We start from the raw sequence: 22928 nt of genomic DNA on the forward strand, positions 1-22928 counted from the left end.
GAAGATTAATCCTATGCTATGCTGTAATTGAGTGAGAGAAATCTTTCAGATTAAATGAGCAAGGGGTTGACTTACTATGGATAACAAACATAATCATATAAAAACAGAGCATACGGTGTCTTCTGAAACAATGAATCACGCTATGATGAATCATGAGGGGCATGAACATCACGAACATGGGCATGAAATGAGTGGGATGGATCATTCAATGCATATGGGAAACTTCAAGCAGAAATTTTGGCTGTCTCTGATTTTGGCAATACCGATCATTTTTATTTCTCCGATGATGGGGATTGATTTGCCTTTTCAGTTTACTTTCTCTGGGTCAGACTGGCTAGTACTCGTTTTAGCATCAATTTTATTCTTTTATGGCGGACAACCCTTTTTAAGCGGGGCCAAAATGGAGCTAAAAGCAAAAGCACCGGCAATGATGACGCTGATTGCTATGGGGATTTCTGTTTCCTATTTTTATAGTGTGTACGCTTTTATCATGAATCATCTTTTTCCAGATAAACATGTCATGGACTTTTTCTGGGAGCTGGCAACACTGATTGTTATCATGCTTTTGGGTCACTGGATTGAAATGAATGCTATCTCAAATGCCGGAGACGCGTTGGATAAAATGGCGGCGTTGCTCCCTGATACTGTAAAACGGCTTCAGGATGATGGGACAGAAGAAATAGTATCGTTAAAAGAAGTTGGCAAAGGCGATAGATTGATGATCCGTTCCGGAGATAAGATTCCTGCAGATGGTCGGATTTTGTCGGGAGCAAGTTCAGTAGACGAATCGATGGTTACAGGTGAAGCAAAATTGGTGACAAAAAATACCGGAGATACGGTCATTGGCGGTGCCATTAATGGAAGTGGAACAATAGAAATTGAAGTTACCGGAACAGGAGAATCTGGTTATCTATCAAAAGTTATGCAGCTGGTACAACAGGCTCGTTCTGAAAAATCAAAGCTTGAATCGATTTCAGATAAGGTAGCCCGCTGGCTCTTTTATATTGCTTTAATTGTTGGACTGTCTGCATTTCTCATCTGGCTTTTGGTAACTGGTGATTTAAGTCAGGCATTTGAGCGAATGGTCACGGTATTTATCATTGCCTGTCCTCATGCATTAGGACTGGCAATTCCTTTAGTAATAGCCAGATCAACAACTATTGCAGCCAAACATGGATTGCTAATAAAAAATAGAAATGCCTTGGAACAAGCTAATGATTTGCAATATGTCTTCTTGGATAAAACCGGTACCCTGACTGAAGGAAAGTTTACTGTAACAGGAATAAGCCTATTGAATCAAAAATACTCTGAAGAAGAAGCATTGAAATATATAGGTGCATTGGAAGCTGATGCTAACCATCCGTTGGCAGCCGGTATTATGAATTATTTGAAGCAGAAGACGATTATCCCTTATCAGGCAAAGGATTTAAAGAACCTTTCAGGTGTTGGAGTGACTGGAACAATTGATGGTCTTTCTTTAAAAGTAGTGAATGAAAAGGAAGTAGAACGTTTATCTCTATCCATTAAACAGTCAGAGAAGGAAGCTTATTTGAAGCAGGGAAATACAATAAGCTATCTACTGATTGATGACCAGCCGGCAGCGCTGATTGCTTTAGGTGATGTAGTTAAGCCTCAAGCTAAGGCATTCATTCAGGCGCTTAAAAAACTGGCTATCACTCCTGTAATGCTTACTGGTGATAACAAGGTTTCTGCTGCTGCTATCGCAACATATCTAGAAATAGATGATTTCTATAGTGAACTGCTTCCAGAAGAAAAAGAAAAAAAGGTTAAGGAATATCTGGATAAAGGGAATAAAACAATGATGGTAGGTGACGGAATTAATGATGCACCTTCTCTAGCTAGAGCAACTATCGGTGTCGCTATTGGTGCAGGAACAGATGTCGCTGTTGATTCGGCAGATGTTGTTTTGACCGACAGTGATCCGTTTGATATTATTCGTTTTATTGACCTAGCTAAACAAACTCGAAGAAAAATGATACAAAATCTTTGGTGGGGAGCAGGATATAATATCATTGCTATTCCTTTGGCAGCCGGCATTCTTGCACCAATCGGTTTTATATTGAATCCAGCTGTAGGAGCAATTCTTATGTCTCTGAGTACGGTGATTGTGGCTTCAAATGCGATGACACTAAGGATAAAAGGCGAGTAATAGAAAAGCTTACTACAAAATTTTGTTTTTCTGTGTTTAATTCAGAAATAGTCTGGGGCAGCTTCCCAGGCTATTTTTTGCTATAAACAGGTAAAAATAAAAATGAAAACAGGAAAAAGAGGTAGTTTATAAATGAACTGTTGATAAAAAAATGTGAGGGGTTATATGGAAGTAATTGACATCTTAGACTTTGAAACAAAGAAAATAATAGAGATTCTAGGGATTCTTCAAAATGCTACAGAAGATATTTTGCTAAAATCGTTAGCGGAGAAATTAGCTGTTCATGTAAAAACTGTTCGAAAATACCTTTATAAGCTGCAGGGTGCCCTAAAGGATTCTACGTACCAGAAAGAATTAGTTCTTACTCTGACGGAAAAGGATAGCGTGCGTTTACGGAACAGCAATTCCCTATATTTGGAGAGGTTCCGTATGCTTTATATTTATTCAACCCCCGAAGTTTATATTCTAGAGAAAGTAGTCACAGCTTCCCCCATCTCAATTGTGGATTTGACCAATCATTTTTCTGAAAGTGAAGCAAAAATGAGAAAGAGAATTACCAAAATCAGGGAATGGCTGAAGCCTTATTATTTAGGACTGCGGCACAATACATTGGAACTGACAGGAACAGAGCTCCAAATTCGTGAGTTTATAGCTAAATTTCGCTGGCAGATTTTTCAAGGATTTGATAGCTGGACTAATGGGCATTTGTCAGGAAAAGCAACAACTCTTTGTGATGGGCTTATTGGGGTTCTTCAGATGAGGGTTAATCATATTCAAAAGCAACAGCTGATGTTGATAATCTGCATCCAGCTGCACAGAATAGAACAGAAAAAAAGCATTGCTCTGAAATCCGAAATGGAAAGCTTTTGTTTAGACAGTGAGCTATACAAATATTTCATAAATGAAATAAGAAAAAAAAGAGCAGCCGTTCTTTCTTCAGAAGAATATATGTATCTATTTCTGACTGTGCTTGCAAAATATGCAGCAACCTTTAGTCGAAGGATAGGGGATAAAAGCATTTCTGATTATTATAAAAGTAAATCCAGAGTTCAAATATGTTCTTATCTTGGAGCGAAGATGCTAAAGCAGGTATTCTGGGAAAAAGAAATTATTTTTACGAAAAAAATTTACATAGCCATGCTTAGTTTTCATCTGTATCATGAGTTATGGGAAGGGTTCTATTATGAAAAAACGTCAGCGTTACATGCTATGACGTTAATTTATCCAGTTTGCTTTTTACGGTTGAATCAGGGGATTAGCCAGCTTCAAAAAATCTCAAAATCGTTTAAGGCAATTCATAAAGAAGAGTTACTATTTCGTTATTTCCAAATCTTTACCAGACTTTGTTCTCCTGTTTCGCTGGAAAAAAGAAAAAATATCTATCTGGCTTTAGAGTGGCCGATAGAACAGAAAGGAGAGCTAAAAACTAAGATTCTTTCTTTTTTTAGACAAAGGAAAAATATTAAAATTATTGAAGCCGGCGCGCAAACGGAATACAATAATGCTGATATTATCCTGACCACTGCCCTCCACCCAATTTTTACAAATGAAAATATAACTTGCCCAGTTCTCTTTATTACGAATATGGACGATCATATCCTCTTTTTTCAGTTAGAATCACTTTTAGAGGATAAAAAATAAAACCCTTTCACACAAGTGTGATAAAATAGGAATGAGTTAAACGATTAGGAGGAATTTTGATGAAACAAATTCAATTTGGTACCAGTGATTTAACCGCAGCAGCAGTGATTTTAGGATGTATGCGCATGAACGGCGCGGAAAAGCCGCAAGAAATCATTGAGACAGCTGTTGATCAGGGAATTAACTTCTTTGACCATGCAGATATTTATGGCGCTGGGGAATGTGAAACAATTTTTGGTCAAGCGTTAAAAAACAGCAGTATTTCCAGAGATGATATTATTGTTCAAACGAAATGCGGCATTCGTAAAGGAATGTTTGATTTTTCTAAAGAACACATCATTGATTCTGTTGAAGGAAGCTTGAAGCGTTTAGGTCTTGACTATGTTGACGCACTGTTGCTTCATCGGCCAGATACATTGGTGGAACCGGAAGAAGTGGCTGCTGCATTCGATCAACTTGAAAAGCAAGGAAAAGTGAAATATTTTGGCGTAAGTAATCAAAAGCCAATGCAGATTGAATTGCTTAAAAAGACTGTGACTCAGCCGCTGCTGGCTAACCAGCTTCAGTTTGGCATTAAGCACACTGAAATGGTGGATCAGGGGATTCATGTAAATATGACAGATGAAGGAAGCTTCGATCATGACGGCAGTATTTTGGATTATTCACGATTGAATCAAATGACAATTCAGGCTTGGTCTCCTTACCAATATGGATTCTTTGAAGGAGTGTTCATTGGCAATGATAAATTCCCTGAATTAAATGCTAAGATGGAAGAGCTGGCAGAAAAATACGGCACTACGCCAACCGGTTTGGCAACTGCTTGGATTTTAAGACACCCTGCTGAAATGCAGGTGATTGCTGGTACAATGAATATCGGAAGAATCAAGGAGATTGCTGCCGCTTCAGAAATAGTTCTCAGCCGGGAAGACTGGTATGCTATTTATTTAGCAGCAGGCAACATCTTACCATAGTGTGAACGGGGAAAAATAGCATGAAATCATCGCAGAAGGAATTAGCGAGTAGAGGCTATCTGCCAGAGAATAGCTCCATTCAGAAGCTTTCCAAAGAAGAGGCAGTTAACCAGTTAGATGCAGCAGACCCTGTGAAGCGGTCAGCCGCCGCACGTTTGATTGGGCATTCGTTTATTCTGGAAGCAGGAGCAGCTAAAGCTCTACTAGAGCGTCTGCTAATCGAAAAAAAGCTCTATTCCCGTATGGAAATTTGCTCTGCTTTAGGCAAGGGCAATGCCCAAACTGTCGAGCAAATGATACCTTATATTGGTAAGCTTGGAAAAAATCAGCATCAAACTATTGCTGACGCCAAAAGTTCTAAAAAAAAGAATTATCCATTGGCAAGGGATATTATTGCCCGTACATTAGCTAATATGGGAGAATTTACTGTGGCTGTGCTTTTTGAACAGTTAAAAGAACCTGAAGCTATTAGAGAAGGATTAGACGCTTTAGGCTATCAAATCTTTTATTCCTCTAGGCTTCAGACATTGGAAAATTTCGAAAAAGGTAAAGCATATTATGAAAGATATTCCGCTGATTTGCTGTTGGTCTGGAAATTTGTCACTTTCTGTTCGGCATTTCCACCAGCCTATACTCATGATGTTTTAGCCGAGATTGAGGCATCGTTTTCTGAAAAAGTCATTCAGGAAGAACTTGTTAGAACGCGAAAATTAAGCAAAATTCACTAAGTGTTCATTGTTGTTCTTGTAAGTTTTACAATTTAGAAAACAATCAGTCATAAATAATTCAAAAATGCACAGTACAATAAGTACAAATAGAAAATTAAATTAATTTCATTTGTGTGAATTTATGTGTGTGAACTCCTATAAGACCGAAACAGCTCTCCTAAGTTGTTTCGGTCTTTTCTTTACCTTCTTACTGCAAATTCTGTAGATATTTGTTAGAATATAACAGAACTATGTTTCTGGTAAAAGTAGAAAAAATGCATATTTTATTGAGATTGAGACAAAAGAGCTAAGCTTTGGGTTGTCAGTTAAGTGATCTAGAAAATACGGGTTGCGTTGAGTAATCGGAGTCCCATCTATCCAGATATAGAAGCTGTTAGTGAAATGATTGGTGTGGCCCTTATTCTACCGAATTTTCCTGAACATTTATTTCTATAATAAAGCAGTGGCTAACCAGACGGATTATTCGAAAAGAGTCAAGAGACACAGCAAGAAAACCTAGTAGCTGTTGCTCAATACTTACCCAGCTTATAGGTGATTCATTTTTAGCGTAAATCCATAGAGTAGAAGAAAACCAAGAAAAGGGAGAAAATTCAATGACAAAAAATAAACTTTTATTAGTAGATGGCAACAGTGTAGCTTTTCGGGCTTTCTTTGCTCTTCACAATTCATTAGAACGCTTCAAAAATAAGAACGGGCTGCATACGAATGCAATTTATGCTTTTAATACAATGTTTGAAAATGTTATGGCAAAGGAAAATCCTACTCATGTGCTTGTAGCTTTTGATGCTGGAAAAACAACGTTCAGAACGGAGTTCTATGCAGAATACAAAGCTGGGCGTTCTAAAACACCAGGCGAGTTTAAAGAACAAATGCCATACATTCGAGAGCTGTTGACGGGACTCGGTGTCCAGTACTATGAACTGGATAACTATGAAGCAGATGACATCATCGGAACTTTAGCTAATAAGGTACCTAAAGAAGAGTTTGATGTAGTTGTTCTTTCTGGCGATCGGGATTTAACTCAGCTGGCAACGGATTCAGTAAAAGTTGATATTACAGTTAAGGGTGTAAGCGATTTGGAGACCTATACACCTGAATATGTGGCAGAAAAATACGATGGACTTAGGCCCTTACAGATTATTGATATGAAAGGTCTAGCGGGGGATACATCCGATAATATTCCAGGCGTAACTAAAATTGGTGAGAAGACAGCGATTAAACTGCTGAAGGAATATGGCTCTGTTGAAGGGATTTATGAGCATATTGATGAACTGAAGCAAAGTAAAATGAAAGAAAATCTGATAAATGATAAAGAGCAGGCATTTATGTCTAAGCGTTTGGCAACAATTGAAGTCAATGCGCCTGTTGATATTGATATTGACAGCTTGAAGTATGAAGGAAAGGATTTGGACAAGCTTGTTCCTTTCTACAAGGAGATGGAATTTAAACAGTTTCTCAGCAAGCTTAACATTGAAGAAGAGCATCAGGAAATGGAGGATGTCCTGTTTCAAGTAGTGGATTCCTTCACTGAAGAAATGTTTACTGACGACATGGCTCTGTATGTGGAAATGATGGAGGATAACTACCATACGTCTCCAATTGTTGGCGTCGCATGGGGCACAAAAGAAAAAATTTATGTTACTAGCGATTTGGCGCTTTTCGAAAATCCGTATTTCACTAAATGGCTGCTGTCTGATGTATATAAGAAAAAAGTTTATGATATGAAACGCACCTACGTTGCATTAAACAGGTATTCGGGAAAGATGCAGGGAGTAACTTTTGATGTTCTTTTAGCCGCATACTTGCTGGATACAAACGACAGCAATGCGGATATTGAAGGTGTAGCTCAGCATTACGGTTATACTGAAATCCGTTCAGATGAAGCTGTCTATGGAAAAGGAGCAAAAAAAGGGCTGCCGGAAGATGAAGAAGTGTTTTACAGTCATTTAGCCCGAAAAATCAAAGCCATTCATTTTCTAACGAATTCGCTGGATAAAGAACTGACAGAAAAGAATCAGGCGGATCTCTTTTATAAAATGGAATTGCCGTTGTCTCAAATTCTTGGAGATATGGAAATTACTGGTATTCGAGTAGATGCTCAGCGATTAAAGGAAATGCGAATTGAGTTTTCTGAACGGCTGTCAGGTATTGAGCAGAAAATTTATGAAGAAGCGGGCGAAGAATTTAATCTGAACTCACCAAAACAACTGGGCGTTATCTTGTTTGAGAAAATGGGACTGCCAGTAATTAAAAAGACGAAGACAGGCTACTCAACGGCAGTAGATGTACTGGAACAGCTGAAGGAGCAAGCGCCGATTGTCGAAGATATCTTAACCTATCGTCAAATTGCCAAGATTCAGTCAACCTATGTGGAGGGGTTACTGAAAGTTATTCAGCCAGATGAAAAAATCCATACCCGCTATGTTCAGACCTTAACTCAAACGGGCCGGTTGAGTTCGGTCGATCCTAACCTGCAGAATATTCCAATTCGTTTAGATGAGGGACGGAAAATTCGCCAAGCATTTGTTCCGAGAAAAGCAGACTGGTTGATTTTTTCTTCGGATTATTCTCAAATTGAACTCCGCGTTCTGGCTCATATCTCAGACGATGAGCATTTGAAGCAGGCCTTTATTGACGGTCAAGATATTCATGCAAGTACTGCAATGCGGGTGTTTGGTCTTGAAAAGCCGGAAGATGTCACGCCAAATATGCGCCGTCAGGCCAAAGCAGTAAACTTTGGAATTGTTTATGGGATTAGTGATTATGGTCTTTCGCAAAATTTAGGAATTACCCGCAAACAGGCACAACAGTATATCGACACATACTTTGAAAAATATCCAGGTGTTAAAAAATACATGGAGGAAATCGTCCGTGAAGCAAAAGATAAAGGCTATGTAGAAACGCTTTATCACCGCAGACGCTATTTAAACGATATTAATTCCCGCAACTTTAATCTACGCTCTTTTGCTGAACGTACAGCTATTAATACGCCTATTCAAGGCAGCGCAGCAGATATTTTGAAGATTGCCATGATTAATATGGCTGAACGTCTGAAAAAAGAAAAAGTACAGGCGACGATGCTTCTACAAGTACATGATGAGCTTGTCTTTGAAGCCCCTGAACAAGAACTTGAGCAGTTGAAAACAATTGTTAAAGAAGAGATGGAGCAGGCCGTAAAACTCCATGTTCCGTTGATTACTGACAGCAGCTGGGGAAAAACCTGGTATGAAGCAAAATAATCTAAGGAATAATCGAAGAGGCGGCTAAGCAGCGCCTCTTTATTTAAATGAAGTGAGTAAACAGTTTTGACAATGAAAATTGAACTGATTGGAGGGACGAATATGCCGGAATTGCCAGAGGTTGAAACAGTTCGTAAAGGACTGGAGAAATTGGTAGTAGGAAAAACAATCGAAGACGTACAGGTATTATGGGGACGAATTATCGAACAGCCGGAAAAGGAGCTATTTGAGCTTTCGCTTAAAAACCAAACCATCAAAGCAGTTGAACGCCGGGGGAAGTTTCTAATCTTTAAACTAACTGATTTTGATATGATTTCCCACTTAAGAATGGAAGGGAAATACGAATTTCATGAATCAGCGGCTGATACTCTCATCAAGCATACCCATGTTCGCTTTTTGTTTACGGATGGCTCCGAACTACGGTATCTGGACGTTAGAAAATTTGGCAGGATGGTTCTTGTTGATAAAGAGCAGGCAAGTCAATACAAAGGGATACTGGCTTTAGGTCCGGAGCCTTTGCCGGAAGTGTTTCATTTGAAGGACTTTCGTAGGGGGCTAAAAAAGCATCATAAAGCAATAAAACCGTTATTGTTAGATCAGAAGCTAGTGACGGGCTTGGGAAACATCTATGTAGATGAAGCACTATGGGAAGCAAAGATTCACCCTGAGCAACCGGCAGACAGTCTTAAAAATAAGGAGACAGAAGCACTGTACGCTGCAATTATTGATGTTTTGGCAAGGGCTGTTGAAGCTGGGGGGACAACGATTCGAAGCTATTTAAATGCCTTAGGCGAGGCTGGGAAATTTCAGATATCTCTTCATGCATATGGGCAAACTGGAGAGCCTTGTCTACGCTGCGGCACTCCGATTCAAAAAATCAAAGTTGCTCAACGCGGTACTCATTTTTGTCCCACATGCCAAAAGCTGAAAGGAATGAAGTAGCATGAGCTTAATTTTGGGTCTGACCGGCGGAATCGCAACAGGTAAAACGACCGCCGTGAAAGTGTTTAAAAGAAATGGTTTCCCTGTTGTGGATTCTGATCAGATTGCCCGGCAGGTTGTTGAGCCTGAAACCCCAGGACTTAAAGCAGTGACAGCCGTTTTTGGCGAAGAAATATTAAACGAAGACGGCACGTTGAACCGCAAAAAGCTGGGGCGTTTGATTTTTTCAAATGATAAAAAACGAGCGTTGCTGGATGATACCCTAGCCCCCTTTTTACAAGAGCAGATTAGTCAAGCGATTAAAGCTGCTGCTGAGACAAGTCAACTGGTGATTGCGGATATTCCTTTGCTTTATGAGAAGAACTATGAAGATTCAGTGGATAGGATTGCAGTTGTTTATATCCCTGAACAACTACAGGTTACGCGATTAGCAGCGAGAGATGCTATCTCAGAAGTAGAAGCATGCCAGCGCATGAACAGCCAACTGCCTATTGAGGAAAAGAAAAAGAGAGCGGATATCGTTTTTGACAATCAGGGAACCGTTGAAAAATTGGAAAGACAGATTCTGAATTGGCTAAAAGATGAGCGGCTAATTTAAAAGATGACTAAAGAGAGATTGAGGGAGCTGCTAAACTGTAGTTCTCTTATTTATTTGTTTGAATTAAATAGGCGTAAAGCTTGTTTTTTATTTAATAATTGTAGTTTCAAACAACATAGCGGTGCAGTATCATGTTAAAATGTTGGTACGCGATGAAGGGTTTTTATTCTCACCACATTTCGTGTTATAATATAACTACTAACTTAAATGAAAATTGAGGTGATCACTATGCGTTGTCCTAGATGCCATCATAATAATTCTCGGGTAATTGACAGTCGTCAGGCTGATGACGGGAGAGCTATCCGTAGACGAAGAGAATGTGAAAACTGTCATAACCGATTTACAACGTTTGAACGAATTGAAGCTGCTCCGTTACTTGTTATTAAGAAAAACGGTGATCGTGAAGAATTCAATAGAGATAAAATTTTAAGAGGACTTATCCGTTCAGCGGAAAAGCGTCCTGTTGCGATGGAACAAATGGTAAAAATTGTTGATAATGTTGAGAATAGAGTGCGTGAACTAGGTGAAAATGAAGTTTCAACTACATTAATTGGTGAGTTCGTAATGGAGGATCTGGTTATGCTGGATGAGATTGCCTATATTCGCTTTGCTAGTGTTTATCGTCAGTTTAAAGATATGAGTGTCTTTTTGAAGGAGCTCCAGGAAATTGTTGATAAAGCACAATCAGAAAAAAATGATACGGAGAATGAATAAGGAGGTCTTTCCGTGAAAAATAACAGGAAAGAAATCCAACCGAAAGATATCTTTAGTGTGCTGGTTAGTCAGCCGTTGTCGGATCAGGAAAAAGAAATCCTACTATTTTTATACCAGCCGATTGTTGGAGCCAATGCATTTAGCTTGTATTTGACACTTTTGGGAGAAGTTTCTGCTGCTGGATTAAGTGAAATAAGTTTTCACCGGGAGCTGATTATGCAGCTGGATCTTGGCAGCAGGCAGCTGGAAGAAGCTCGAGCGAAGCTGGAAGGAATCGGCTTACTCGATACATTTGTGAAAACAGATAGTGAGCTGGGAATCACCTATGTATATCGGTTAAATCATCCTGAGAGTATAGAACGTTTTTTTAAAGATGAAATTTTGACCTTAACCTTACTTAATCGGGTAGGGAAAAAGAAATTTGAACAGTTGTTTGAACGCTTTCAGCCAAAGTATACAGCTTTAGCGGGTTATGAAAACATTTCTTCCACTTATAGAGAGGTATACTCTTTTAAGGAAGAACAGCTAGTTTCAGAACATAAGCTGCTTCACGCTTTAAAGCAATCCTTTGAAGATCCTGTATCGGGTCGGCCGTTGACTGCGGTGAACCAGCAGCAGTTTGACTGGGCATTTTTTGTCAGTCAGGTGGAGCGTTTTGGAATAAAAATTCCGCAGAATTCTCAGCAAGTTAAAGAAGCAGTCTATACATTGAATAGCTTGTATGGTCCTGATGAGCTGGAACTCGCTGAATTTGCTAAAGAAACATTTGACTACCATACGAGTGAAATTGACACCAAAGCATTGAAAGCAGCAGTTCATAAGCACTATGAGGAGCAGCGTAAACAAGCTGAACCTCAGGTGCGAAGAAATGAGCAGGCCGCTTTAACAGAAGAGGAGCAACGGACGTATCGGTTTAACTCACTAAAAAAAGATGGCTTTTCAGATGACGATATACGGACGATTATTGATAGTGAAACCATTCCGCCGTTAAAATATCTAGCTGCAGTAAAAGAGCAGCTGGGCGGTTTTGAAATTGCACAGGAAAAATATATCATTGAATATCTGATTAAGAGATCGGGCTTGCCTAATAGCGTGATTAATATTTTAATTTCTTATGTGTTAATCATTCAAAAACAAGCCACGCTAAAAGCGGAGTATGTTTATACAATTGCTAACGACTGGGCAAAAAAAGAAATTTTTTCTCCGGAAAAAGCAATGGAGTATTTAAAAAATAAGCAAACTGAAAATCAGAATAAACGAAAAAAACGCGAATATACTAGCGGCTACCGGCAAAATCCTGTCCGAAAGGAAGAACTGCCTGATTGGATAGATAATCCTGTTCCAGAGGAAAAGTTATCTAAAGAAGCACAGGAAAAACTAGATAGAGAAATGGAAGAATTCTTAAGGAGAAGAGGTGAACGATAGTGGAAGATGTAGGAAAAGAAATGTCAAAAATCATCCGGCAAAGACAACTGAATGAACGATTCAATGAGCTGGTTCACTCGGTGATGGAAGATCCGGATGTCAAACAATTTATTAGTGACCATCGGGATCAGCTAACAGATGAGGACATTCAAAAAAGCTATTCGAAGCTCTATGAGTTTGTTCAGGAAAAGAAGAAGTTTCAATTGAACGATCCCAATATGATAGCTCCGGGCTATGAGCCAAAATTAACTCTGAACTTCCATTACATCGATGTCACATATATCCCAACAGAATTGCTTTTGGCCAAGCAGAAGGAAGAGGAAGTCCGCAGACGGGTTAGTGCAATGACCATGCCGAAGGATATACGGAATGCGACGTTTGCAAAATTTGACCGGTCATCAAGCGGACGCTTTGAAGCCCTAAGCGAAGCAACAAAATTTATTGATGCCTATGTCAATAATCCTAAGGAATTTCATCGGGGATTGTATCTGCAAGGGACATTTGGTGTGGGAAAATCATATCTTTTGGGAGCTATTGCTAATGATTTAGCGAAAGATGGTTTTTTAACAACAATCATTCATTTTCCTACATTTACGGTAGAGATGAAGCAGGCAATCGCAAAGGATTTGGTGGGTGAAAAACTGAACGCAGTTAAGAAAGCCCCAATTCTGATGATTGATGATATCGGTGCAGAATCGATGACCAGCTGGATTAGAGATGATGTTCTAAGTGTAATACTTCAATACCGTATGCAGGAACAGCTAGTTACCTTCTTTTCTTCAAACCTTGACATGAAAGGGCTGGAAAGCCATCTTACAATTTCTCAAAGAGGTGAGCAAGAACCGCTGAAGGCGAAGCGGCTGATGGAGCGGATACGTTATTTGGCAAAAGAAATTACGCTGAGCGGACAAGACCGAAGAAACGGTTAACTCAGCTGACAGAACAAACGGCAGACTGTATAAACTCATTTATTTTCTCAAAATTTTACCAATGAGGATGTATAGTCTGTTTGCTTACTTTCAAATAACATGTATGAGTATGTATGGAGGAATTTTTGGATGAAAAAAATAAAATTGATTGCATGTATAGTGGGTACCGTATTACTTTTAGCTGCGTGTGGTACTGGCAGTGATAAATCAAAAGAAAGCAGTGAGGCTAACATGTCTGATCACTCAACAAATGATAAGACTGCAGAGCAATCTGATGAAACAAGCGCATCATCAAATATACAAGGAACACAATCTGTTTTTACAGGAGTGCTGACCACGGGTGCTGCTGAAACAGACGGTACTGTCCGTATTACCTTAACATCTGTTGAAGCAGTAGAAGACCCTGAAACGATTTTACCAATGATGGAATCAGATGGCGTTATTTTAAATGCTGGAGAAAATCAGCTGGCAGAAGGACTGACTTTGAATGAACTGCAGGAAGGGGATAAAATCCGTTTCACCTTAACAGGACTGCCAATTATGACTATGTCGATTCCACCGCAAATTCCGGGGAACTCGATTAAACAAATCGAAAAAGTATAGTGCATGTTTGGAACGAGCTCTTACAGCTTGAGAAACTAGCAGATGCTAAGATGCCTTTCAGGGGATTTAGGTAATAAGAAAAATGCTTTTCAAATAACAGGAAATACAAATGCTTTTCATTCGAGGCTGTTAGATTTCTGTTTCAACCTTCATTGGAATATTTTTTGAAATAAAGAATGGATGAAATACACCTCCTAAGTTAGACCAGAAAATCTAACTTAGGGGGTTTTTAGTGTCTAAATGGGGGCGGCTGATTAACTTGGGTTATTGTAGTATGTAGTTCGTTCTAAGGTCTGATTTTTTTATGTAAAAACTCTGGTAAGATTCTAGTGGAAGTGACTAACTAAAGAGTATGAAAAAAAGTCAGTAAAAAGCACTGTTTTTAGTTTGACCTTTACTGACCAATTAGCTATAATTTAACTATAAGCATTCGTTATCTTTGTCTTTTAGTTATGGGAGATTCATAATAGAAGCGAGGATATATAAATAGATTATTACTGTTATAGGAGGAAAGAATTAATGAAAATAGAAAAAATGACTACGACATTGCAAGAAGCCGTTGCTGAAGCTCAACAAATTGCGGTAACACGTCGTCACCAGGAAATAGATATTGCTCACTTATGGAAAATCTTATTGCAGCCAAACCATTTTGGACGTAACTTTTATACAGATGCAGGACTGGATGTTGCTGGATTTGAGCATGAAGTTGATCGAGCTTTGGATGAGTATCCAGTTGTTCAAGGCGGTAATGTCCAGTATGGGCAAACAATGAGCCAAAATTTATTCAGTCTTTTAAATGAAGCAGATCAACTGCGGATTAGCTTTCAAGATGAGTTTTTATCAACTGAAATTGTGGTGCTTGCATTGATGAAGCTAAAAAATTATCGGTTGACTAAATACTTGGTAAGTCAAGGAATTACAGAAAAGGAATTGAGAAAAAATATCGAAGATATGCGGGGTGGAGATCGAGTGACCTCTCAAAGTCAGGAAGAACAATACAAAGCGCTGGAAAAATATGGGGTTGATTTAGTTCAACAGGTGAAAAGCGGAAAGCAGGACCCTATCATCGGACGAGATGAAGAAATTCGGGACGTTATTCGAATTCTTTCGAGAAAAACAAAAAATAATCCAGTGTTAATCGGTGAACCGGGTGTTGGTAAGACAGCGATTATCGAAGGATTAGCTCAGCGGATTGTACGCAAGGATGTACCGGAAAATCTAAAGGATAAAACAATTTTTTCTTTAGATATGGGTGCCTTAATTGCTGGGGCAAAATTCCGTGGAGAATTTGAAGAACGGCTAAAGGCAGTGCTAAAAGAAGTCAATAAAAGCGATGGTCGAATTATCCTTTTCATTGATGAAATTCATAATATAGTAGGTGCTGGTAAAACAGAAGGCAGCATGGACGCCGGCAATCTGTTGAAACCAATGCTAGCTCGGGGTGAGCTACATCTGATTGGTGCAACCACACTAGATGAATACCGTCAGTACATGGAAAAGGATAAAGCATTGGAACGTCGTTTCCAGAAAGTATTGGTAAAAGAACCTACTGTTGAAGACACTATCAGTATTCTACGGGGGCTGAAGGAACGATTTGAAATCCACCATAGCGTAAATATTCATGATAACGCACTTGTTGCAGCTGCAACTTTGTCTGACCGCTATATCACTGACCGTTTTCTGCCGGACAAAGCCATTGATTTAGTTGATGAAGCGAGTGCGACGATTCGCGTTGAAATGAACTCAATGCCTACCGAACTGGATCAGGTAACACGCCGTCTGATGCAGCTGGAAATTGAAGAGGCAGCTTTAAAGAAGGAATCAGATGATGCCAGCAGAAAGCGTCTAACACATCTTCAAGAAGAACTGGCTGAACTGAGAGAAGAAGCGAACAATATGAAGCTGCAATGGGAAACAGAAAAAGATGAAGTAAATGCGGTTAGTAATAAAAGAGCTGAAATTGACAAAGCAAAGCATGAGTTGGAGGATGCAGAAAATAATTATGATTTAGAACGTGCTGCAGTTCTACGTCATGGGACAATTCCAGAGCTTGAAAAAGAATTGAAAGACTTGGAAGCAAAAAATCTAGATAATCATGTAAAAATGGTGCAGGAATCAGTTACTGAAAATGAAATTGCCCAAGTTGTCGGACGATTGACTGGCATCCCGGTAACCAAGCTGGTTGAAGGGGAACGGGAAAAACTGATGAAGCTGAATGAAACTCTTCATAAACGGGTAATCGGGCAGCATGAAGCAGTTGATGCTGTGAGCGACGCGGTGATTCGCTCAAGAGCAGGTCTACAGGATCCTAATCGTCCATTAGGTTCGTTCCTGTTTCTAGGACCGACTGGTGTGGGTAAGACAGAACTTGCCAAAGCATTGGCAGAAAATCTGTTTGATTCTGAAGATCATATGGTACGGATTGATATGAGTGAATATATGGAGAAACATAGTGTTTCTCGTCTAGTAGGTGCTCCTCCAGGATATGTAGGCTATGAAGAAGGGGGACAACTGACTGAATCAGTCCGCAGAAACCCTTACACCATTGTATTACTGGATGAAATAGAAAAGGCTCATCCAGATGTGTTTAATATCTTGCTTCAGGCTTTAGATGACGGGCGTTTAACTGATTCTAAAGGTCGAGTAGTAGACTTTAAAAATACTGTAATGATTATGACCAGCAATATAGGCTCACAGCTGCTGCTGGAAGGAGTGACTGCAGAAGGCGAAATCCCGGAAGCGGTTGAAGAACAGGTCAGAGGGATTTTGAGAGGTCATTTCAAACCAGAATTTCTCAATAGAATTGATGATACGATTCTGTTTACTCCACTAAGCTTAGCAGATGTGAAGGGCATTATTACCAAACTGACGGCGCAGCTGTCTGCTCGTTTAGAGCATCAGGAAATAGAATTAGTTATTTCTGAAGATGCTAAGGACTGGATTGCTCAGCAGGCGTATGACCCAGCGTATGGCGCTAGACCGCTGAAGCGTTTCTTAACAAAAGAAGTGGAAACACCGTTGGCAAAAGAAATTGTATCTGGTCGTGTGCTTCCTAAAACAAGAGTAACTATTACGCTGCTGGATGGTCAATTGGTATTTGAAAATGAACAACTGGAAGCCGTTCAAGCGTAAGAACTAACAAACAATCTATAAATAACTGGTTAAACAGCAGATAATTTGATTTATCCACTGGTTTAGGTCTATAGTAAATAAGAGCTGACAGGGGCTGCGTCGCAGCCCCTGTTGTTTTGATTTACTAATTAGATTGGACCTGAAATGAGGAGAAAAATGATGGAAAAGATGAAAGAACGCATTGTTGCATTTGGTGATGCAATCATAGCAATTATTATTACGATTATTGTATTAGAGCTGCCAATAAAGCTTTCTTCAAGTGGTGAATTAGATTTTTATATTCTTTTTCGTTCCATTGGAATTTATTTTATTAGTTTTTGTTTTGTAGGAGATCTTTGGTATCAGGGAGCACAAAAGTTTTCTAAAACTGGAAAAATAAAAAATAAAGATTTTGTTGTATATATGTTCTTTTTATTCGCGTTATCTTTGATACCAACGTTTACCAGATTACTGATTGAAGACACCAATCAGCAAGTTGTTTTTTTATACGGTGTTTTAAGCTTTTTCGTGACACTGTTATGGTCTATTTTGCTTCATTCTTTGGGGGAACAAATCGAGGAAAAGGACCGCCTGCCGAAATATTTTCGCCAAAGAGAGGACAAGCGTCAATTGATGATGCTGGCTTTCCGCTTGATTATTCTAATTTTTGCCTACTTCTTTCCAAAGTTCGGTTTGGTCACGTATCTAGTATTGCCAATCCTTGGATTTTTACAGAATATTGTTGATCGTGAGGAAGATACCTATGTGTCGCAGATGAATACCGAACAAAAAAATTATTATGTTCAAGATTTAAGAAGAGAAAAGGGAGGCAACGTTCGACAATATATGAATTTGCTCCGTTCTTCTCTAAATGATGGTTCCCAAGAGAGTGAAAAGAAGCAGCAGTGGTGGCTGAATTTTAATCAGCAATGGAAAAAATCATTAAATGATCAGATTGAAGAAGCAGAAAAAAATCTAAGAAAAGCATCCAGTGAACCTGAGCGCCGCCAATATGAACGAGAACAACAGCGTTTACTGATGGAGAAACAAAAGATAGAAAAAATTATGGAAAGAACGAGTGAACGATTAAAAAGACAATAACAAAGAGGTCTAACTGAACGAGTAATGCTCAGTTAGACCTCCTTGTTTAAACGAACGAGTAAAATATACACATTAGTATATATAAGTAATCGTGCTACTTAGCTTATTTCTGATAGGTATTGTGCCGCTTCATCCAATGTCAGTCTGCGAATTTGAGTGTCCGGAAAAACCTGATAAATTGCCTGTTGGTAAACTGGAGAGTATGAAGTACTTTTTTTCGATTTATTTTTTATCAAATAGCTTTCCAAAGCGGCTTTTGTTGGGAAAATTTTATAGGATAATCTTCCACTGACATCTGCTAGCTGATAGATGCCACAGTTTGTTTTTTCACTAACGTCAGCAGTTCGTAAGTAGAGTAATGCCGTTTCCTGTTTTTGGAAAGGAAAATGCCAACGCTGAAGGTGTCTGCGAGGATCTTTTTCAATGCAGATGCAGCGGCCGCACGTTCCACAAATATATTGTGTATGGGTTTCTAGACATTCTTTGGCTCCACGAATAGGGGTAATCCTATTGTTTGAGCTATAGCACTCTTTGCATATACTCATTATTTGTTCTCCTTTACATGACATTTATTCAACAGCAATTCTTGTTTCAACGGCCCAAAGTTAATCAAGTAAAGTACCGTCATAATCCATAGAAGAAAGTTCTTCAGAAGGTTTCAAATTACGCAGTGTGACGTAACAGGCAATGGCTAAAGGGATAGCAGCCAGCAGCCATGCCAGCGGGTTGGCTAAAGTGATGCCGAAAAAGCCAAATTGTTTGGATAGGATAAAAGCAGTGATAAAACGACTGACTAACTCCATAATACCTGAGACAGTGGGGATGACACTTTTACCAAGTCCTTGTAGCGTAAAGCGACAGATAAACAGGATAGCAAGGAGCCAGTAGCTCAACCCGTTAGCCTGTAGTACCTGAACACCGAGATTAATCACCGTTGTTTCGCTTTTTGAAACAAATAGAGCAATCAGGAAATCACCTAAAAACCAGTTAATAGCGCCCATAAAAACCGCGATGCCTAGAGCAATCCATAGTATTTTTCGGAAAGCATAACGAATTCGTTCTATTTTACCAGCACCAAAATTTTGTCCGGCGAATGTAGCAAGGGCAGTTCCTAATGCCTGAACGGACATTGACGAGAAAAATTCTATCTTGCCGGCTGCTGTATAAGCTGCCACCGCTGCAGTACCTAAAAGATTCAGAGAATATTGCAGAGCAACCTGACCGAGACCAATAATTGAGTATTGAAAGCCCATAGGGATTCCTAAAGTCAGCTGCTTCTTTATTTCACTACGCTCCAATTTAAAATCCCTTTTCTTAATTTTAAGGAGTGGGAAACGCTGACCAATGTATATAATACAGGCAATTGAAGCAGCACCTTGAGCGATGACTGTTGCAACAGCAGCTCCGCCAACACCCATCGGAATAACGCGAATCAAAAACCAATCTAAAAAGATATTTAGAATGCAGGCCAAGATTAGAAAATATAAAGGTGTTTTACTGTCACCAAGTGCCCGCAGCATGTTGCTTAGCAAGTTAAACGCAAATGCAGCAATACTTCCCAAATAAATAATTGATAAGTAATCATAGGAAAGAGACATAATTTCCGTTGGGGTCTGCATAAATTGAAGCAGAGGACGAATAGATGCAAAGCTTACAATTGTAACAATAACAGCGATAACTAAGCTTAAAAAAATACTGACGGCGAAACCTTCTTTAACTTTCTTTTCATCCTTACTACCGAAATACTGAGAGAGAATAATTGAAAAGCCTGCTCCACATCCCTGTGTAAATCCAAGAACAACAAACATTAGACTGCCGGTTGCTCCCACAGCAGCAAGTTCATTGACACCTAACAGGCGTCCAACAATCATTGTATCTGCAAAATTATAAAACTGCTGGAATAGATTTCCGATAAAGATTGGAATCGTAAACCAGAGTATTTTTTTTATGGGGTGTCCAAATGTTAAATCCTGCTCCATACTTAAAACCTCAACTTCTTGTTTTTCGAACAAACGTTCTATTAAAGTCTACCATCAGAAAATAAGCTGGTCAAGATAAGAATGGAAAATACTCATTTTTATAGGGAATTAGCGACTGTGTGTCCAGGTTCTTACAGCTGCTTTGACTCGATTTAGGAATGGACTTGGCACGGGTTTTGCCAAGTCGCTTACGGCCAGCTGCCGAGATCATTTGTGCTCCTTTCTTCTTTCAAAAAAGAACTTGAAACAAAACCACAGATTCTCTGTTTTTTTGTTTCAAGCGCTACGATGACTCTATTCAGTTTTTGTCCTACCAACACAAATTGATATAGAACCTTTTTATTTAATTAAGAATCAAAGCTTAGTTATAAAGAATACTCTTTAAAAAGTCGATTCTTTTTGCGATGTTTTCTTTTGTAATACTGCTATTAGGTTCTGCATCATAACAGTGGACTGTTCGTTTCGTCTCATTCAGAATTGTTGGAACACCTGCATTTTTCAGTGCCTGTGCATAAGCTATTCCTTCATCTCTTAAACAGTCGAATTCAGCAGTCTCCATATATGCTTTTGGCAGATTTTCAAAGCTTTCTGCTTGCATAGGAGATAGATATTGGGGTGTTCCAAAATCACCGTTTTTTGAGTAAAGCGGCCACATCATTTTTGATAAATTACTATTCCAAATTGGTGTATCAACAAACTCTTGAGCTGATTTAGTACTCATCGCTGCATCTGTAGTAGGGAAAATCATCATTTGGCCAGCTAATGCAGGACCATTTTTATCCCGAGCCATTTGAGCCACAACTGCTGTCATACAACCCCCGGCACTATCTCCGCCAATAGCAATGCGTTTTGGGTCAATCTCAAGTTTCTCTGAATTTTCATAGGCCCACTCTAAAAGAGCGTAACAGTCGTTACTTGCTGCAGGAAATGGATGTTCTGGTATAAGACGGTAATCAATATAGATGACTTTACATTGAACTTTCAACGCATACTCACGAATCAGGTCAATGTGATGAGCCATCCCGGTAATTAAAAAACCACCTGCGTGATAAAACAACAGACAAGGTGCTGGAGTTTTAAGTCCCACAGGTTCAATAATTTGAATATCACATAGGTAACCATCAGAGCTTTTAATTTGTGTTTTTGTGACTTTTACTTCTTCATCACTATCGTTTGCTGCCCATGCTTTCCGTAGGTCAACGTTTAATTCTGCAAAATCTTCCAAGGTAGCAGTATTTAGGAAAGCATATTGTTCACTAAGTTGATCGAAATCAGAATGGTAGTTGTGTGTTTTTTTCATAAAGTTCTCCTTAATAGTTATTTTATACGCTTACATTGTAACACTAGAAAATAATATTATCCATACAAAATTTGCAGAAAATATTTTATTAAAATAAAAATACTTTCTTAAATTTAATAAAAAAATTCCGAATATCAAATATTATCATCTTTTTTATGTTTTAAAAAAAAATTAGAGAAAATAAATAACAAGATTAATGTTAAAATAAAATTGAAACATAAACTAGGGAGGTCATAAAATGAAAAAAAGGGTTATTTTAGGGATGTTAACAGTTTTAGGGACTGTTGGCGGAGTAAGGGTACATGCTGAAGAAGCTTCAACAGAGATGCCAGTTCAGGTAGAATCTGGTGGAATTTCACTAGAAGCTGCACCTGGAAGTTTAGATTTTGGGGCTATTAAAACGTCATTAGATAGAGAGGCCTATCATCCAACCATTAATCAAAGATATACAATGGTTAATGAGTTTAGCTGGGAAGATTCATTTTACAATGATTGGATGAAAAATCCGTTTGATAATAGTCTTCATATTATGCCGAGACATGTTGCTGATTATTGGACATATGTTGACGCGAGAGCCTATTTAGTTAGAATTACAGACCCATCAACTAATCCTGGTGAGTGGAAACTTTGTGCGGAACGGACACCAATGACACATGTGGAAACAGGAGCACAAATGAAGAATGAACGTCTCTATTTTGGTGAATTTACCGACAATGCTGAAGTGGAAGGTGAAAAAGTAGATGGGTATAGTTCAAATGGATTACCAGATAATAGTTACTGGTTAGCAGACCATGCAACACTTACAGAAGAAAAAACTGTCATTGCAGCGTACAAGGGAAGTGCTGCAAAAGGGAAACACTTAATTTCTCCGTTTAAAGCACCGAATCAAGAAGGGAAGGTTCTTAACCAACCTGAAATTCGCGCACATGAAGAATACAGCTATACAGAAGAAAATATCATTTTAGGAACAGATAATAAAACGATTATTCCAGAAGACGGGGCATATACCTCTACAATTACTTGGACCGTAGAAGTTACAAAATAATAAAACAATAACCAAAAGACTTGGGTCACTACATACGACCCAAGTCTTTTTTATCTATTATAAATCTAAAAGGAGCAAAGCGGCAGCAGCCGCTCCATCATCGTCTCCATCGTAATAGGCGATGAAATCTTCAGAGACTATGCCTCGTTTTTTGTAGATTTTTCCATTTTTACAAGTTCCCACAACATCTTTCCCTATTAAACCGCTCTTTCGATAAATCTTCTGGTCTTTGATATAACCAATCGCTGTTTTAGAAATCATGCCGTCTTTTTTATAAATCGTGCCTTCTTTATAGGAACCAACCTTTTCCTGTGATAGAACACCATCTTTTTTATAGACGTCGCCATTTTTGTAGCTGCCTATGAATTCTTTGCTGGATAATAAGCCTTTTTTTACATATAAATTAGCCATTTCATTTCCTCCTTTTTTTAG

At 38.8% G+C, this 22928-nt stretch carries 18 protein-coding genes; 14 read left to right on the forward strand and 4 right to left on the reverse strand.

Annotation, left to right across the window (positions count from 1 at the left end; all coding sequences use genetic code 11):
* The first annotated feature begins 76 nt into the window (after window positions 1-76).
* From AC1Z3K_RS05555 to AC1Z3K_RS05615, 13 genes are all read left to right on the forward strand, one after another.
* A complete protein-coding gene (locus tag AC1Z3K_RS05555) occupies window positions 77-2170 on the forward strand; it encodes a heavy metal translocating P-type ATPase (RefSeq protein ID WP_461732103.1) in 2094 nt (697 codons plus the stop codon).
* Between the two features lie 165 nt (window positions 2171-2335).
* Window positions 2336-3811, forward strand: a complete 1476-nt coding sequence (locus AC1Z3K_RS05560; RefSeq protein ID WP_426081171.1) for a helix-turn-helix domain-containing protein — start codon at window positions 2336-2338, stop codon at window positions 3809-3811.
* Between the two features lie 59 nt (window positions 3812-3870).
* Entirely contained in the window at window positions 3871-4782 is a 912-nt protein-coding gene (locus tag AC1Z3K_RS05565) for an aldo/keto reductase (RefSeq protein WP_426081172.1), read from the forward strand.
* A 20-nt stretch (window positions 4783-4802) separates the two neighbouring features.
* Complete coding sequence (locus AC1Z3K_RS05570; RefSeq protein WP_461732104.1) at window positions 4803-5510, forward strand: hypothetical protein; 708 nt, start codon at window positions 4803-4805, stop codon at window positions 5508-5510.
* 593 nt (window positions 5511-6103) lie between these two features.
* Complete coding sequence (gene polA, locus AC1Z3K_RS05575; protein ID WP_461732105.1) at window positions 6104-8749, forward strand: DNA polymerase I; 2646 nt, start codon at window positions 6104-6106, stop codon at window positions 8747-8749.
* A gap of 102 nt (window positions 8750-8851) precedes the next feature.
* On the forward strand, window positions 8852-9691 hold the full coding sequence (mutM, locus tag AC1Z3K_RS05580; protein ID WP_426081175.1) for a DNA-formamidopyrimidine glycosylase: 840 nt from the start codon (window positions 8852-8854) through the stop codon (window positions 9689-9691).
* 1 nt (window position 9692) lies between these two features.
* A complete protein-coding gene (gene coaE / locus AC1Z3K_RS05585; protein WP_426081176.1) occupies window positions 9693-10289 on the forward strand; it encodes a dephospho-CoA kinase in 597 nt (198 codons plus the stop codon).
* 228 nt (window positions 10290-10517) lie between these two features.
* The gene (gene nrdR, locus AC1Z3K_RS05590; protein WP_426081177.1) at window positions 10518-11003 is read left to right on the forward strand and encodes a transcriptional regulator NrdR; all 486 of its coding nucleotides are present in this window, start codon (window positions 10518-10520) and stop codon (window positions 11001-11003) included.
* 12 nt (window positions 11004-11015) lie between these two features.
* Complete coding sequence (locus AC1Z3K_RS05595; protein WP_461732106.1) at window positions 11016-12428, forward strand: replication initiation and membrane attachment family protein; 1413 nt, start codon at window positions 11016-11018, stop codon at window positions 12426-12428.
* Window positions 12428-13357 carry a primosomal protein DnaI gene (gene dnaI, locus AC1Z3K_RS05600; RefSeq protein ID WP_426081180.1) on the forward strand — a complete coding sequence of 310 codons (930 nt, stop codon included), beginning with the start codon at window positions 12428-12430 and terminating at the stop codon, window positions 13355-13357. Before AC1Z3K_RS05595 ends, dnaI begins: the two co-directional genes overlap by 1 nt.
* Window positions 13358-13486: 129 nt before the next feature.
* Entirely contained in the window at window positions 13487-13960 is a 474-nt protein-coding gene (locus AC1Z3K_RS05605) for a hypothetical protein (RefSeq protein WP_461732107.1), read from the forward strand.
* 519 nt (window positions 13961-14479) lie between these two features.
* Window positions 14480-17092 carry an ATP-dependent chaperone ClpB gene (gene clpB / locus AC1Z3K_RS05610; protein ID WP_426081183.1) on the forward strand — a complete coding sequence of 871 codons (2613 nt, stop codon included), beginning with the start codon at window positions 14480-14482 and terminating at the stop codon, window positions 17090-17092.
* 159 nt (window positions 17093-17251) lie between these two features.
* The gene (locus AC1Z3K_RS05615) at window positions 17252-18172 is read left to right on the forward strand and encodes a TMEM175 family protein (protein WP_461732108.1); all 921 of its coding nucleotides are present in this window, start codon (window positions 17252-17254) and stop codon (window positions 18170-18172) included.
* Between the two features lie 98 nt (window positions 18173-18270).
* Here AC1Z3K_RS05615 and AC1Z3K_RS05620 read toward each other — a convergent pair whose 3' ends face one another.
* The 3 genes from AC1Z3K_RS05620 to AC1Z3K_RS05630 form a co-directional block, all read right to left on the reverse strand.
* Window positions 18271-18717 (reverse strand): hypothetical protein, encoded by a 447-nt coding sequence (locus AC1Z3K_RS05620; protein ID WP_426081185.1) that lies wholly within the window; start codon window positions 18715-18717, stop codon window positions 18271-18273.
* Window positions 18718-18777: 60 nt separating this feature from the next.
* Window positions 18778-20151, reverse strand: coding sequence for an MATE family efflux transporter (locus tag AC1Z3K_RS05625; protein WP_461732109.1), 1374 nt, complete (start codon window positions 20149-20151; stop codon window positions 18778-18780).
* A gap of 361 nt (window positions 20152-20512) precedes the next feature.
* The gene (locus tag AC1Z3K_RS05630) at window positions 20513-21451 is read right to left on the reverse strand and encodes an alpha/beta hydrolase (RefSeq protein ID WP_426081187.1); all 939 of its coding nucleotides are present in this window, start codon (window positions 21449-21451) and stop codon (window positions 20513-20515) included.
* Between the two features lie 238 nt (window positions 21452-21689).
* On the opposite strand from AC1Z3K_RS05630, the gene AC1Z3K_RS05635 reads away from it, so the two are divergent.
* The gene (locus tag AC1Z3K_RS05635) at window positions 21690-22496 is read left to right on the forward strand and encodes a WxL domain-containing protein (protein ID WP_426081188.1); all 807 of its coding nucleotides are present in this window, start codon (window positions 21690-21692) and stop codon (window positions 22494-22496) included.
* 57 nt (window positions 22497-22553) lie between these two features.
* Here AC1Z3K_RS05635 and AC1Z3K_RS05640 read toward each other — a convergent pair whose 3' ends face one another.
* Window positions 22554-22907, reverse strand: a complete 354-nt coding sequence (locus AC1Z3K_RS05640; RefSeq protein ID WP_461732110.1) for a hypothetical protein — start codon at window positions 22905-22907, stop codon at window positions 22554-22556.
* Window positions 22908-22928 lie beyond the last annotated feature (21 nt).

It is taken from the genome of Enterococcus sp. LJL128 (genome assembly GCF_056924295.1).